Origin of the sequence: Peribacillus sp. FSL R5-0717, from assembly GCF_038002945.1 — a bacterium.
In the GTDB taxonomy this organism is placed as follows: domain Bacteria; phylum Bacillota; class Bacilli; order Bacillales; family DSM-1321; genus Peribacillus; species Peribacillus frigoritolerans.
The window spans coordinates 5141509-5155793 of the sequence record NZ_JBBOOF010000001.1 but is presented as its reverse complement, the minus strand read 5'-3'; the positions used below and the strand labels follow the sequence as shown (position 1 = coordinate 5155793).

The window sequence follows — 14285 nt, the reverse complement described above, 5'->3', positions numbered from 1 at the left end:
TTACTCCTTTACTCTTTTATATCTACTTCTCCATTAATGATCAAACCACTTGGTTGGCTCCACTTCTAAATTAATGTTGATTTGTTTTACCTCACTAAACTCATCCAAACCAAAAGTTCCTAACCCACGGCCAATTCCACTCTGTTTGTAGCCTCCCCACGGTGCTTCATTGTAGGCTAGATTATAAGCATTAATCCACGTAATTCCGGCTCTTATTTTCTTAGTCACTCTTAAAGCCTTCGCGCCGTCTTGTGAAAACACACCTGCTGCGAGGCCGTATGGAGTATCATTGGCAAGCTGGATGGCTTCCGCTTCATCTTTAAATTTTTGCACGGTAAGTACTGGTCCGAATATTTCTTCCTGAACAATTCTCATGTCCGGTTTGGTATCAACAAATATCGTCGGCTCAACAAAATAGCCCATTTCAAGTCCATTGCTTGTGATACGCTTGCCGCCGCAGGCTAATGTCGCCCCTTCCTCTATGCCAAGTTGAATATATTGGAGTACCTTATTCATATGTGCTTCACTGACAAGGGCACCCATTTGTGTAGACGGTTGATCACCAGGGCCGACCCGGATCTTTTTCGCTTTCTCTATCAGTCTATCGATAAACTTGTCGTGAATGCTCTCTTCAAGCAGCAAACGCGATCCTGCATTACAAATTTGGCCGGCGTTTACAAAAATACCATATAAAGCATAATCCACGGCTGTCTCAAAGTCTGCGTCGGCAAAAACGATGTTAGGTGACTTGCCGCCTAATTCGAGTGCAATGTTTTTAATATTTCCAGCTGCTGCTTTCATGATGCTTCTGCCTGTCGATGTACTGCCAGTGAACGAAACCATATCAACTTTATCGCTTTCCGCTAGTTCATTTCCTACTATTGCACCACCACCCATAACTAGATTTGCAACGCCATCTGGTATGCCAACTTCTTCGATAATCTCAAATAATTTAGTAGTCGTAATCGGAGTGACCTCGGATGTTTTAAATACAATCGTATTTCCTGCAGCAAGGGCAGGGGCTATTTTCCAAGCTCCCGTCAGTAAAGGGAAATTCCACGGAGCGATCAGTCCACATACTCCTACCGGCTCTCGAACAACCATGGCCTGTACAGGACCTGAAACAGGATACGTTTGGCCGTCCGGTTTAGTGACTAAACCGGCGTAATAACGAAAACAATCCGCTGCATCCGCAATGTCAAACTCTGCTTCTTTAAGAGGTTTTCCGGTATTGGCTGTTTCAAGTTGGCTAAGCTCAGATGCATGTTCTTCAATTTTCTCTGCTATTTTAAATAAATAGGAAGCCCGTTCCGAAGCCGGCAGGTCTGACCAAATCCCGGAATCAAATGCGGTTCGTGCCGCATCAATGGCCATCCGGGCATCTTCTGCATTTCCGCTGGGAGCCTCTGCAATAATCTTGCCGTTTGCGGGGTTTACAACATTAGTCTTCTGTTTACTTAAAGAATCCATCCACTCACCGTTTATAAACTTTTTCAGCTTCAACAATTTGAAAAAACCTCCTGTTCGTTATTCTTACTTTAACGATCTCGCTTTAAAAATAGGTAGCGCTTTCATTTTTGTTTATTTTCAAAATATTCCCACCTCCTTTAGTTACATATACTTACTTCAGTGTAAAAAACGGATTAAAAGTCTTCTACCTTTTGGGAAAGAACTTTTTCATTCATATCTTCTACCTCTTGAGGAATGATCTCTTCTTCAAAATTAAACTCAGGAAGAGGCTTGCGAAAAAATTTTGTCATATTAAGAAGATATGCTAAGCCACATACCACCCAGATGCCTCCAAGGATCAATGCCTCCATTTCTAGATGTGACCATAACCACATAGTAAATGCTGCACCCATGAGCGGTAAAAATAAATAACTTATGCAGTCGTTAAAAGAACGTTTCTGATTTCTTATAAAATAATGGGCGATGACAGATAGATTAACAGATGTAAAAGCAATGAGCCCTCCAAAATTGATAAACTTGATGACTTGCTCCAGAGTTAACACGACACCTAGTAAAGAAATTATACCTATCACGATAATACCGTGTGACGGTGTTTTAAATTTGGGATGAATATAATCAAATTGCTTAGGCAATACAGAATCCCGGCCCATTGCATATAACACACGTGATGCGCTCGTAATTGAAGCAACGCCTGAAGAAAAGTTACCAATAATTACCGCAGTAATAAATAATGATTTGAATAGGTTTCCTCCAACTAGTATAGCGATTTCCATGGCTGCTGAATCAGTGTTTTCAAATGAAAAGCCCGGATAGACCAATTGTGCTAAGTAGGAAGAGCCAATATACAAAACTCCTATAAACAGCAACATTATGATAATAGCTCTTGGGATGGTTTTTTCAGGATTGATTGTTTCCTCTGACAAGGTAGTAAGTGAGTCAAATCCAAGAAAACTAAAACAAAGAATTGAAGATCCTGCTAAGATTACTGAAACGGGAACCTCTGAATTGAATAATGGTTTAATCGAGAAAAGAGTGCCTGTCCCTACTCCATCTAATAAATTTTTGACGGTTAATATCCAGAAAAAGCAAACGAAAATGATTTGAGCAATAACGAAAATTTTACTTGCGGATGCTGATGTCTTTACCCCTAGTATGCTCGGTACAACTATGATAGTAGTTAAAAGAAAAATCCACACATAATGTGGAATCCCTGGAAACACTGCACTTAAAAAGACAGTGGACATCAAACACGTCACCATAGGTGTTAACATATAATCAAGCATAATTGTCCAACCAACAATAAACCCAACTTTAGGATTAATAGATTTTTGAGTAAATGTATAAGCTGAACCTGAGATAGGGTATGCCTTTGCCATCTTTCCATAGCTGAGCGCTGTAAAGAATATTGCTAGAAATGCAATACTATACGCACCCGTAATTACACCATGTGAGGTTACGGCAGCTATTCCATAGGTATTAAAAAATACCATGGGGTTATTCCAAGCAATCCCTAAAAAAACAACCTGTGACAAAGTAAGTGTTCTAGCAAGTTTTTTCCGTTTCATAATCAGCTCCCTCACATTTATAAAGAATACTCAGAAGATTTAAATTATTTTGTATTTTGATTATAAAGGTTGTTGTTACACAAAGGTCAACACCTGTATTATATTTTTTAAGGAGGCGATTAAACTGAAAGAAAAATTAACTATTGGTGAGATGGCAAAGTTACGAGGGATGACTACGGAGGCCTTGCGCCATTATGATCGGATTAACTTATTCAAGCCGCAATATATCGATTCACATTCGGGATATCGCTACTATTCTATTTTCCAGTACGAGGTTTTAGGAACCATTAAAGAATTACGGCAACTTGGAATGAGTACTGACGAAATAAAGGATTATTTCAATGAACGTAATTTCAGTAAGTCTTTAGACATTCTTAAAGTCAAACACGCAGATCTTGTTTCAAAGCTTAAAGAATTAACTGACTTGGAAGAAAATATCCAGAAAAAAATTGTATATTTGGATCATATATCAAGAGAAAAGGAACTACAAACGGTCATGTTCCACAAAATAGGACGCAGAAAATTAATTACATTGAATGAAAAAATCAATAATAATTTAGAGCTCTGTTATGGAGTTATAAGGTTAGAAAATATGCTTGCTGAGAAGACACCGATTCTGGCTAGCAACAGACTAGGTATTCTCATCCAGGAAGCAGATCTTAAATCTAAACGTTTTGAAGAACCATCCGTCATTTTTGTTGTGGCGAATAGTAAAGAAAAAATACCAAAAGAGTACCAAAGGATCATTCCGGCAGGGTTGTTTGCGTGCATCCGTTATAACGGAGAATTATTATCGAACCGAAGCGAAAGCTTGAGTAAAATAATTGATTATCTAGATGAAGGTGGTTATCAAATTATCGGCGATGCGCTGCAAATTATGCATATTGATATTACAATCACAGATAAACCAAACGAGATTACCTTTGAAATTCAAGTTCCCGTTCAAAAGATCTGACCTATTTGCGCAGGACAAATGTTTATGTGTATAGTTTAGACGAAAGACATTGTGCACTTCGCTGGTGCACCTCTCAGTGCTCCACCACACTCTCTTTCACATACCGCTATTGAAGCTTTTGGTCTTGCTGGAGTTGCCTGAGCATTAGCTGCTGCTCGTGCTGGGGGTCTGGCTATCGAGGTTTAGAGCAGCGAAGAACCTACAAAGTTACAAAAAGGGGTGATACATATTAGTCATGTATAATATGTATCACCCTTTTACTTCTTGTATAACAAATGCACGCTTATATACAGAGTTTTTTCAAAGCAGCGTAGCTTTATTCCAAAATACACTTATTCAATTAAATGGCCCTTTTATGAACAAGCAGGGAAGGAGAGTATCGTGTTCTCGACATTAATTAAAGTTTTTTATATACCTCTGCGTATGCCACTTTCAATTGCTCTCTAAGTTGTTTGTTATCAACTTCTAATTTCTTAACCTTCCGTTTCAGTGATTCATTGCATAAGACAGAGCAAACTTTTGAGGACGTGATTTCATAACTGAGCTCAAGGTATAGGTTTATTTAAATGAACCGAATATTTCTGCTGCCAATTTACGTCCTGTCGGAGTGGCAGCTAGACCGCCCTCTGCCGTTTCACGTAGTGCAACTGGCATGGTCAAGCCAATTTTATACATGGCATCGATCACTTCGTCACATGGAATGCGGCTCGTAATGCCTGCAAGTGCCATATCAGCTGCCGTTATCGCGTTGGATGCCCCCATTGCGTTACGTTTCACACAAGGAACTTCAACCAAACCTGCCACTGGATCACAAACCAATCCAAGCATATTTTTCAATGTGATTGCCATCGCTTCTGCGGCTTGACTTGGTGTACCGCCGGCCAGTTCTACAATCGCGGCTGCCGCCATTCCACTTGCTGAACCCACTTCTGCTTGGCAGCCTCCAGCTGCTCCAGAAATGGAAGCGTTGTTTGCAACCACGAATCCGAAGGCAGCGGAAGTGAAAAGAAAATCAATCATCTCCGCCCGGGTCGGGTTTAGTTTTTCTTTTACGGCAAATAACGTACCGGGAACCACGCCCGCAGAACCGGCAGTTGGTGTGGCACATATCATCCCCATTGCTGCATTCACTTCGTTCGTCGCAACAGCTTTACTGACGGCATCCAATAATAAATTGCCTGCGAGCGCCTTGCCCGTCTTGATATAATTTTGTAAAAGAACGGCATCTCCGCCCGTTAGGCCTGTAACGGATTGCACTCCTTTCAGACCTCTTTCCACCGCTTGTTCCATCACAGTCAAATTCCTGTCCATCTTTTCGATGATCTGTTCTCTCGACAAACTTAAGAACTCCATTTCTTGTAAAATCATGATTTCCGCGATTTTTACATTTTTACTTTCAGCAAGTTCAACCAACTCTGCTACATTTCGGAACATGTTTTTACCTCCATATCTATGCCCACACTTTTAATGATGATCATTCAACCATCCTTATAACTTGCGACACGTTTTCCAGACCTTCAATTTCCTTCATGACATCGCCCTTGATTTTCTGATCCACTTCAATCACCATAAGGGCCATTTGACCTTTTTCTTTTCGTGAAACTTCCATATGTCCAACGTTAATCTCATGATTAGCCAATACTGTCGAAACGGAAGATATGATTCCAAACACATCGTTATGCACGACTAAAATGGCTGGGTTTTCACCTGACAATTTAAGCTTGAACGTATTCAGCTCCGTTATTTCTATCGTTCCGCCGCCAATCGAGATCCCAACCAGTTCCAATTCCTTATCCTCGTCGAACAGTCTGATCTTGACTGTATTAGGATGATCCATCAAAGTACCCTCGATTGTAAAGGAAACGTCCATACCGGCTTCTTCCGCTATCGTTAAAGAGGCAGGGATACGTTCATCATCCGTATCGAAATCCAAGATCCCGCCTACGACAGCAACATCCGTACCGTGTCCCCTGTATGTTTTTGCAAAAGAACCATATAAAGAAATAATCGCTTTCTTCGGTTGCTTTCCGAATAATGTCCTTGCTACTCTGCCAATTCTGGCAGCTCCTGCTGTATGTGAACTTGAAGGCCCAATCATGACGGGACCGATTATATCGAATGCAGATCTGTATTTCATTGTGTAATGCCCCTTTTCTGGCAAAAAAATTTGTTTAGCCGTCTTTCAATTGCTGCTTTTTTTTTTTCATTCCCCCTTATTTGTGAAACAGTTCTAATCTTTTAATTCTGAACACTATTGAGCCAAGGAAACCTACCCCTGCTCCAACAAATGCACATATCCCAGCAGTGATCGTCACTTTTACAGGATCATTGAAACTGTACATAACTGCCAACCCTGCGATTGGTGTCGCCTTCCCGGTTGCATTATGGGTCAGAAGCATGGAAAAAGTTTTACAAGCAGAGAACGGCCGTTGAACGCGTCAATGCCTATTTAAAAGAATTCTTTCAACTAAAAATGTCCGTTATCGCAGACGAAAAAGCCAAAGTTCAGTTCAATCTTACCAGGCTTGTTTATATTTATAATCCTCCGAAATTAGCAGTAGATCTCCTCAATCAACAAATGCACAAAATGAATCAAGCTGTTAATCGTTTTTTTAATGTAGACTAAAATTCTGTAACTCTCACGAAAGAAAAACTTTTTATGAAATTGATTCAATTATAATAGAGATGGACATGTGGGTATTAATATAGGAATAGGTATAACTAGTACTGGTGTCCCGTTTGAGGTATAACAAAATACTCACAAGGTCGAGTATTTTGTTTGTTCTAATAGAATTAGTAGAAAAATCTTTGAAAATATTGAAAAAATATAATAAGTTACTCAATTAACTTTAAAATTTTTGTTTATCCCTATCTTTGAAGCATCTTAATATTGTACTCAATCAAACACGATTGTTTTATTACCATGAATAATAACTTTATCTTCAATATGCCAGGAAACAGCTTGGGCAAGAACTTGTCTTTCCACATGACTTCCGGCAACCTTTAATTCTTCTATTGTATGTCTATGATTAACCCGCTTTACATCTTGCTGAATAATGGGTCCTTCATCAAGATCATTCGTAACATAATGAGCAGTTGCTCCAATTAACTTAACACCACGATTATAGGCTCTCGCATAAGGATTTGCTCCGACAAACGCCGGTAAGAAAGAATGATGTATGTTAACAATTTGATTTGGAAACTCCGATATAAATGTAGGGGAAAGAATTTGCATATATCTAGCCAAGGCAATAAAGTCTACTTTCCCTTTCAGTAGTTCTAGCGCTTTCTGTTCTGCCTGTTGCTTCGTTTCATGAGTTAAAGGAATATGGTAATAAGGGATATCATAACTTTCTACTATTTTTTTAAAATCAGGATGATTACTGATCACCATCGGGATTTCTACTGGAAGTTCATTTGATTTCCAACGCCATATAAGCTCCATAAGGCAGTGATCCATTTTGGATACAAAGATGGCCATTCGTTTTCTTTTCTTATTACCACTTAAGCTCCATTCCATCGCATAAGCCTGAGCCAGCACATGTAAGTCCTCCTCAAGTTTTGCATAGGAAGCATCAACATCGTTTAAATCAAATTCGATCCTCATAAAAAACATACCTGCTTGTGGATCCGTCGTATGTTGGTCAAAATGAACAACATTTGCTTTGCTTTCTAATAAAAGGTTAGATACAGCCGAGATAATACCTGGCTTCTCTGGACAAGATATTAATAATTTAGCACGGTTAACATTCACTTCTTTATACAATGTTGACTCTCACCATCCTTTAGAGTTGTACGTAAAAATTGTAAAAAGCGTTCGAATTCAGAATGATGGCTAAACACAACCTCTTTCGGTGTCCGAACAATACTGTAACTACAATTTCAATTCTAGCCGTCATGAACTACAGTGAGGGCGGGCGATAGAACCTTAAAAATTACTGACAGACGTTTTTCCTTTCACACCTTCATATCTACAATTTTTTTAGCTAGGCGTGTATTTCCTTACCATATACAGCTAGGGCAGCTTCCCCAATTGCTTCCGCTAATGTAGGATGAGGGTGTATCGTATGCGCAATATCCATAGCTGTTGCATTTAATACTCGTGCAAGACCCGCTTCTGAGATCATATCGGTTACATGAGGCCCAACCATATGCGCTCCTAACAACTTACTAGACTCTTTTTCAACAACGAGTTTGACAAAACCGTCTGATTCACCAAAAACAAGAGCCTTTCCAATCGCACGGAAGGAGAATTTTCCTGTTTTTACTTGATATCCTTTCTCCTTCGCATCCTCTTCTGTTAGTCCAACACTAGCTATCTCCGGGCTACTATATATGCATTTTGAAACAAGCGATAGATCAAGTGGCACAGGGTTTTCTCCTGCCATATGTTCAATTGCGATGATTCCTTCATGTGAAGCAACATGGGCAAGCTGCAATCCTCCAATTACATCTCCAATTGCATAAATGTTTGGCTCAGTCGTTTGATAATACTCATTTGTTTGAATAACACGTTCAGCTTCAACTTTCGTATTTTCAAGGTGAATGCCTTCTATATTTGGTAATCTTCCGACAGATACTAATAATTTTTCTGCTGAAAATGTCGTGTCTTTCCCTTTATATTCCGCCTTAATAGAGACACCCTCACCTTTTTCTAACGATTCTGGAAGCACCTTTGCCCCTGTTACGATTTTCACACCTTTTTTCTTCATTAGTCGCTGTACTTCCTTTGAAATATCTTTATCTTCTGTCGGTAAAATGCGATTGGCATACTCTATCACAGTTACTTCTAATCCAAAGTCAATAAGCATCGAAGCCCATTCTATTCCAATAACACCGCCGCCGACAATAATGATGGAATTTGGGAGCTCTTTCATTTGTAGAGCTTCATCCGATGTCATCACATATCCGCTATCTGCTTCTAGGCCGGGTAATGTCCTTGGACGAGATCCTGTAGCTATTAAAATATTTCGAGAGTTTAATATTGTTTCCCGTTCATCATTATTAAATCTCACTAAAACATCTCTTGACTGTAAAATACTCCCTTTCCCTTCAAACACATCTATTTTCCCTTTTTTCATTAAATGTTGTACACCTTTAAATAAGCGTTCAGTAATTTCTTCTTTCCTGGCCTGTACTTTTGAGAAGTCCAGTCCTACTTCCGGTGCAATAACACCGTATTTTTCAGCGTTCTTTGCATTCGAATATACCTCTGCACTTCTTAATAATGCTTTACTTGGAATACAACCTGCATGAAGGCATGTTCCACCAAGTTTACCTTGTTCCACGACCGCCGTTTTTAATCCTAATTGAGACGCACGAATGGCCGCAATATATCCACCGGTGCCGCCGCCAATGATAACAACGTCATATTCTTGATTCACCTAATACATCCCCCTTTTGTTTTCATAACCATGGATTTATGGATAGAGTAAGAAAAACAACTTATTAAACACGATCTATTCTATTAATAGGTAAGCCGTGACGATTCATTAATTTATTTCAATGGCACATGTACTGGATGCAAAGTTTTCTCCAACAATAATTCTAAATAATCAATTTGTGTCTCTTCATCTAAATAGCGTTTTGTAAAATGATCTAATCTAAGCTGAACTCCCTCATATTCAATAATTGCATCGTTTCTACGGGGCTCGTCCAATAGAGGGAGAACTTCACCGACATCCCGCAGCCGCCGGCTATAGCAGCATCATTGCGAGGAATTTGCGCATCCTTACGTGTCATTTCCTTCAGTTTATTCATGGATGCCTCTGTTATCATCTGATTCTCCCCTTTCTTAATGGATTATTGAAAAATGATTACGCATTAGCCTTAGTTGCACGGACTTGTTCATCTGCATGATAGGAGGAGCGAACAAGCGGACCGGCTTCGCAATGACTAAACCCTTTTGACATGGCAATGTTTTTCAATTCTTCAAACTCTTCTGGACTCCAATATTTTTCGACCTTCAAATGTCGTTTAGTCGGCTGTAAATATTGACCAATAGTCATAATGTCCACTTCATTAGCACGAAGATCATCCATCGTTTCCATAATCTCTTCTTTTGTTTCTCCTAGACCAATCATAATGCTTGATTTCGTCGGGATAGTGGAATTCATTTGCTTTGCCCGCCTTAAAAACTCTAGTGAACGTTCATATGTTGCACGTGCACGAACTTTTGGAGATAAGCGCTTTACTGTTTCAATGTTGTGATTCAAAATGTCTGGCCTTGTATCCATCAATGTTTTTAAGTTGTCATATTCCCCATTCAGATCAGAGGGGAGAACTTCAATGCTGCAAAATGGATTTTGCCGCCTCACTGCCTTTACAGTTTCCGCAAATACCTCTGCTCCGCCGTCTTTTAAATCATCACGAGCAACAGCGGTAATCACAACATGCTTTAAGCCCATTTGCTCTACTGATCCTGCGACACGTCCGGGCTCTTCCCAATCTAGTTCTGATGGTAGCCCTGTTTGAACTGCACAGAACCTGCAAGCTCGCGTACATACACTTCCTAAAATCATGAAAGTTGCCGTTTTTCTGACCGCCCAGCATTCATGAATGTTGGGACATCTTGCTTCTTCACAAACAGTATGAAGCTTTTTTTCACGCATCATTTTCTTTAAGCCCGTATATTGGTCATTCGTATTTAATTTAATTTTAAGCCATTCTGGTTTACGAAGATTACTGATGGACATTTTATTTCTCACTCCTATGAGCAGATGTAATTTTAGCTTTAAAGAGGTTGTTCAATAGTCCTATAAAAAAAACGATTGAGTTTCTCCGTTCCTATGACTTTTTGGTTCTCAAGACTATTTCTCCTTGCACTTCTTGGCTCTTTTTGTCATCCTTTTTACACACGTTTATATGAAACCACCATGAATGAAATAATGAGATTCTTCTTTTTATTTTCATCCCTGGTGGTCCATGTTCAAGCATTTATTTATGACTTTACCTTTTCTTCCTCTACTACTTTCTCTTTGGAATAACGCAAGATTGGTTGTCTAGCTGCTTGGACCTCATCCAATCGCCCAATGACCGTAGTATGTGGTGCGTCTAAAACAACCCCTGGGTTTTCTTCCACTTCTTTGGCAATTTGAATCATTACATCCGCAAAAGCATCGAGTGTTTCCTTCGACTCTGTTTCTGTCGGTTCAATCATCAAACATTCCTCAACATTTAACGGGAAATAGATGGTCGGCGGATGGTAGCCGAAATCTAGCAGACGTTTTGCCATATCAAGCGTTCTTACACCTAGCTTTTTCTGCCTAGATCCGGATAGAACAAATTCATGCTTGCAAATTTGTAAATATGGCGCTTTAAAATATGGCTCTAATCTTTTACGAAGGTAATTAGCATGAAGCACGGCACTTTCAGATACTTGGCGCAGCCCTTCAGGCCCCATCGTGCGAATATAAGTATAGGCCCGCAAGAGAATTCCGAAGTTTCCATAATACCCTTTTACCCTTCCGATAGAGTGCGGATAATTAGCCTTCAGTAAATATTTATCACCTTCTTTTTCTATGCGCGGTACTGGCAAGTAAGGAGTAAGTTTCTGTTTCACACCGACAGGGCCTGCCCCTGGACCGCCACCTCCATGAGGCGTCGTAAATGTTTTGTGAAGATTTAAGTGCACGATGTCAAAGCCCATTTGACCTGGTGTTGTTTTACCTAAAATGGCATTGGCATTCGCTCCGTCATAATATAATAGGCCCCCTGCTTCATGGACAACCTGGGCGATTTCCACAATTTCTTTTTCAAAAAGTCCAAGGGTATTCGGATTCGTCAACATTAGCGCAGCTGTATCAGGTCCCACATGCTTCTTTAATTCTTTTAGGTCAACTAATCCATTTTTATCGGATGGGATCGTGATCGTTTGAAAACCAGCAACACTTGCACTTGCAGGATTTGTACCGTGCGCGGAGTCTGGAACAAGTACTTTCGTTCTGGTTTCACCTTTTTGAGCATGATACGCCTTAACCATCATTAAACCTGTCCATTCCCCTTGAGCCCCTGCAGATGGCTGTAAAGTTACAGCATCCATTCCTGTAATGACAGCTAGCTCTTCTTGTAATTCATATAAAACTTCTAATGCACCCTGTACTGTTTCAACGGGCTGATATGGATGAATGCGGCTAAAGCCTTCCAGACGTGCCACATCTTCATTTATTTTCGGATTGTACTTCATGGTACAAGAACCCAATGGATAGAATCCATTATCGATCCCATGGTTTTTATTAGAAAGCGCGGTGTAATGGCGGACAAGCTGCAACTCTGATACTTCTGGGAGCTCCGCCGGTTCGTCACGAATTAAATGCTTTGGAAATTTGTTATTTATATCAACATAGTCAACGTCACTATCCGGAATACTTGAACCTACACGTCCTGGACGACTTATTTCAAAAATTAACTCATTATATTCAACCATTTACAATCGCCTCCAAAGCATCAACAAATTGGTCAATTTCTTCTTTAGTTCGCTGCTCAGTCACAGCTAGCAGCATTTGATTTCCAAATCCGTAATCACTTTCTAAATCAAATCCACCGATAATACCCGCCTTAAGAAGTTTTGCATTGACTTCCTTTACCGGTAGAGGAAGCCCGACAACAAACTCATTGAAGAATGGTGCTTCATTGATTATGGTAAAGCCCTTCTGTTTTAAAGTTTTCGCCATGTAATCAGCTTTCTCAATATTTAGCTGTGCCATTTGACGAATCCCTTGCTTTCCAAGTGATGCCATACAAATAGAGGAGGCAAGAGCATTTAATGCCTGGTTGGAACAAATATTGGATGAGGCTTTATCACGGCGAATATGCTGTTCACGCGCTTGCAGTGTTAACACAAATCCACGTTGTCCTTTTTCATCTGCTGTTTGCCCTACAATACGTCCTGGGATTTTGCGCATGAGTTTCTTACTTACCGCAAAATAGCCGCAGTGTGGACCGCCAAAGGACATCGGGATTCCTAATGGCTGCATATCACCGATCACAATATCTGCCCCAAGTTTCCCAGGAGCCTGCAAGAGTGCTAGTGCAAGTGGATTGGAGCTTACTATTAAAAGGGCACCTTTTTCTTCCGCAATTTTCTTAATTGCGTTTAAATCCTCAATGGAACCGAAGAAATTTGGATATTGAACAATTACGGCAGCAGTTTCCTTATCGATTTGTTCTTGCAGCTTCCCTAAATCTGTAACCTCATCAGCAAGATTTACTTCCTCAGCTGTGTATCCCGGACCTCCGGCTACTGTATGTAAAATAGCTCGGGATTCAGGATGTACCGCTTTGGATACAAGTACTTTTGAACGTCTTGTAGATGCAACGGCAAGTGATGCAGCTTCTGCAAGCGATGTAAAACCATCGTACATGGAAGAGTTAGCCACATCCATTCCTGTCAACTCACAAACCATCGTTTGAAATTCAAAAATTGCTTGTAATTCACCTTGACTGATTTCCGGTTGGTAGGGTGTATAAGCTGTGTAAAATTCGGAACGTGAAATCATATGATTTACCACACTTGGAATATAGTGATCATATGTACCCGCACCTAGGAAAGTTGGGTAATGATTTGCATTTTTGTTTTTTGTAGCAAGCTGATTCATTTTTTTCAAAAGAAGCGGTTCAGGAACCGCCTCTGGAATGTTTAGCTCATCCTGCAGGCTAATTTCAGCTGGAATATCTTCAAATAACTCATCTATAGAAGAAATATTTAAAAATTTGAGCATTTCCTCTTGGTCCTGTTTCGTATCAGGGAGGTATCTATAAGTGGCTGTCATATTATTCCTCTCCTTCATTAGTAAATGCTTGATATTCTTCTTCGTTTAGAAGTGAATCTAATTCTTCTGGATTGGACATTTCTACTTCGACTAACCACCCTGCTTCAAATGGATGCTCGTTAATCGTCTCTGGAGCGCCTTCTAACTCTTCGTTTACAGTAACTACCATACCTGAAACAGGTGAGTAAAGTTCGGAAACTGCTTTAACTGACTCGATCGTTCCCATCGATTCATTGACATTTACTTCATCATCAATCGCTGGATTTTCAACAAAGACGATATCACCTAACGCCTTTTGTGCATAATCAGAGATTCCAATACGTACACGATTTCCTTCTAATTGTTGCACCCACTCATGTTCTTTGCTATATCGTAAACTTGATATTACTTTCGTCATTGTATTTTCCCCTTTTCTTTTTTACTATTGCCATAATTCAGAATATATTTTAGATAATTTACTCATAGCAGGTTGTCGATTTCGGGCTGCATGCAAAGTAACCGAATTCGACTTAAAACTACACGATA

12 protein-coding genes and 3 pseudogenes are annotated in these 14285 nt (G+C 39.9%); 3 read left to right on the top strand and 12 right to left on the bottom strand.

Annotated features, from left to right (window positions below; translation table 11 throughout):
• Positions 1-33: 33 nt before the first annotated feature.
• Together NYE65_RS24710 and NYE65_RS24705 are read right to left on the bottom strand one after the other, a co-directional pair.
• Positions 34-1506 carry an aldehyde dehydrogenase family protein gene (locus NYE65_RS24710; RefSeq protein WP_328177972.1) on the bottom strand — a complete coding sequence of 491 codons (1473 nt, stop codon included), beginning with the start codon at positions 1504-1506 and terminating at the stop codon, positions 34-36.
• A 137-nt stretch (positions 1507-1643) separates the two neighbouring features.
• Positions 1644-3035 carry an APC family permease gene (locus tag NYE65_RS24705; protein WP_340861948.1) on the bottom strand — a complete coding sequence of 464 codons (1392 nt, stop codon included), beginning with the start codon at positions 3033-3035 and terminating at the stop codon, positions 1644-1646.
• A gap of 151 nt (positions 3036-3186) precedes the next feature.
• Here NYE65_RS24705 and NYE65_RS24700 point away from each other — a divergent pair, with 151 nt between their 5' ends.
• Positions 3187-3990: a MerR family transcriptional regulator gene (locus NYE65_RS24700; protein WP_340861947.1), complete on the top strand. Its 804-nt coding sequence runs from the start codon at positions 3187-3189 to the stop codon at positions 3988-3990.
• A gap of 69 nt (positions 3991-4059) precedes the next feature.
• Positions 4060-4190 (top strand): annotated as a pseudogene (locus NYE65_RS27375) (MFS transporter); the annotation flags it as partial.
• A gap of 197 nt (positions 4191-4387) precedes the next feature.
• Here NYE65_RS27375 and NYE65_RS27370 read toward each other — a convergent pair.
• The 3 genes and pseudogenes from NYE65_RS27370 to sdaAB form a co-directional block, all read right to left on the bottom strand.
• Positions 4388-4486: pseudogene (locus NYE65_RS27370) on the bottom strand (DUF6262 family protein); the annotation flags it as partial.
• A 62-nt stretch (positions 4487-4548) separates the two neighbouring features.
• Positions 4549-5424, bottom strand: coding sequence for an L-serine ammonia-lyase, iron-sulfur-dependent, subunit alpha (gene sdaAA, locus NYE65_RS24695; protein WP_340861946.1), 876 nt, complete (start codon positions 5422-5424; stop codon positions 4549-4551).
• A 40-nt stretch (positions 5425-5464) separates the two neighbouring features.
• The gene (gene sdaAB, locus NYE65_RS24690) at positions 5465-6127 is read right to left on the bottom strand and encodes an L-serine ammonia-lyase, iron-sulfur-dependent subunit beta (protein ID WP_340861945.1); all 663 of its coding nucleotides are present in this window, start codon (positions 6125-6127) and stop codon (positions 5465-5467) included.
• Positions 6128-6346: 219 nt separating this feature from the next.
• Between sdaAB and NYE65_RS24685 the strand changes: the two are divergent.
• Positions 6347-6616: pseudogene (locus NYE65_RS24685) on the top strand (hypothetical protein); the annotation flags it as partial.
• A 270-nt stretch (positions 6617-6886) separates the two neighbouring features.
• Here NYE65_RS24685 and purU read toward each other — a convergent pair.
• The 7 genes from purU to gcvH form a co-directional block, all read right to left on the bottom strand.
• Positions 6887-7756, bottom strand: coding sequence for a formyltetrahydrofolate deformylase (purU, locus tag NYE65_RS24680; RefSeq protein ID WP_328177967.1), 870 nt, complete (start codon positions 7754-7756; stop codon positions 6887-6889).
• A gap of 220 nt (positions 7757-7976) precedes the next feature.
• Positions 7977-9374: a dihydrolipoyl dehydrogenase gene (gene lpdA, locus NYE65_RS24675; RefSeq protein WP_340861944.1), complete on the bottom strand. Its 1398-nt coding sequence runs from the start codon at positions 9372-9374 to the stop codon at positions 7977-7979.
• A 214-nt stretch (positions 9375-9588) separates the two neighbouring features.
• Positions 9589-9768, bottom strand: a complete 180-nt coding sequence (locus NYE65_RS24670) for a hypothetical protein (protein ID WP_340861943.1) — start codon at positions 9766-9768, stop codon at positions 9589-9591.
• 38 nt (positions 9769-9806) lie between these two features.
• On the bottom strand, positions 9807-10685 hold the full coding sequence (lipA, locus tag NYE65_RS24665) for a lipoyl synthase (RefSeq protein WP_328177964.1): 879 nt from the start codon (positions 10683-10685) through the stop codon (positions 9807-9809).
• A 245-nt stretch (positions 10686-10930) separates the two neighbouring features.
• Complete coding sequence (gcvPB, locus tag NYE65_RS24660) at positions 10931-12415, bottom strand: aminomethyl-transferring glycine dehydrogenase subunit GcvPB (RefSeq protein WP_340861942.1); 1485 nt, start codon at positions 12413-12415, stop codon at positions 10931-10933.
• Positions 12408-13760, bottom strand: a complete 1353-nt coding sequence (gene gcvPA, locus NYE65_RS24655; protein WP_340861941.1) for an aminomethyl-transferring glycine dehydrogenase subunit GcvPA — start codon at positions 13758-13760, stop codon at positions 12408-12410. The genes gcvPB and gcvPA overlap by 8 nt, the downstream gene beginning before the upstream one ends.
• Position 13761: 1 nt before the next feature.
• A complete protein-coding gene (gene gcvH, locus NYE65_RS24650; RefSeq protein WP_328177961.1) occupies positions 13762-14157 on the bottom strand; it encodes a glycine cleavage system protein GcvH in 396 nt (131 codons plus the stop codon).
• Positions 14158-14285: the final 128 nt, after the last annotated feature.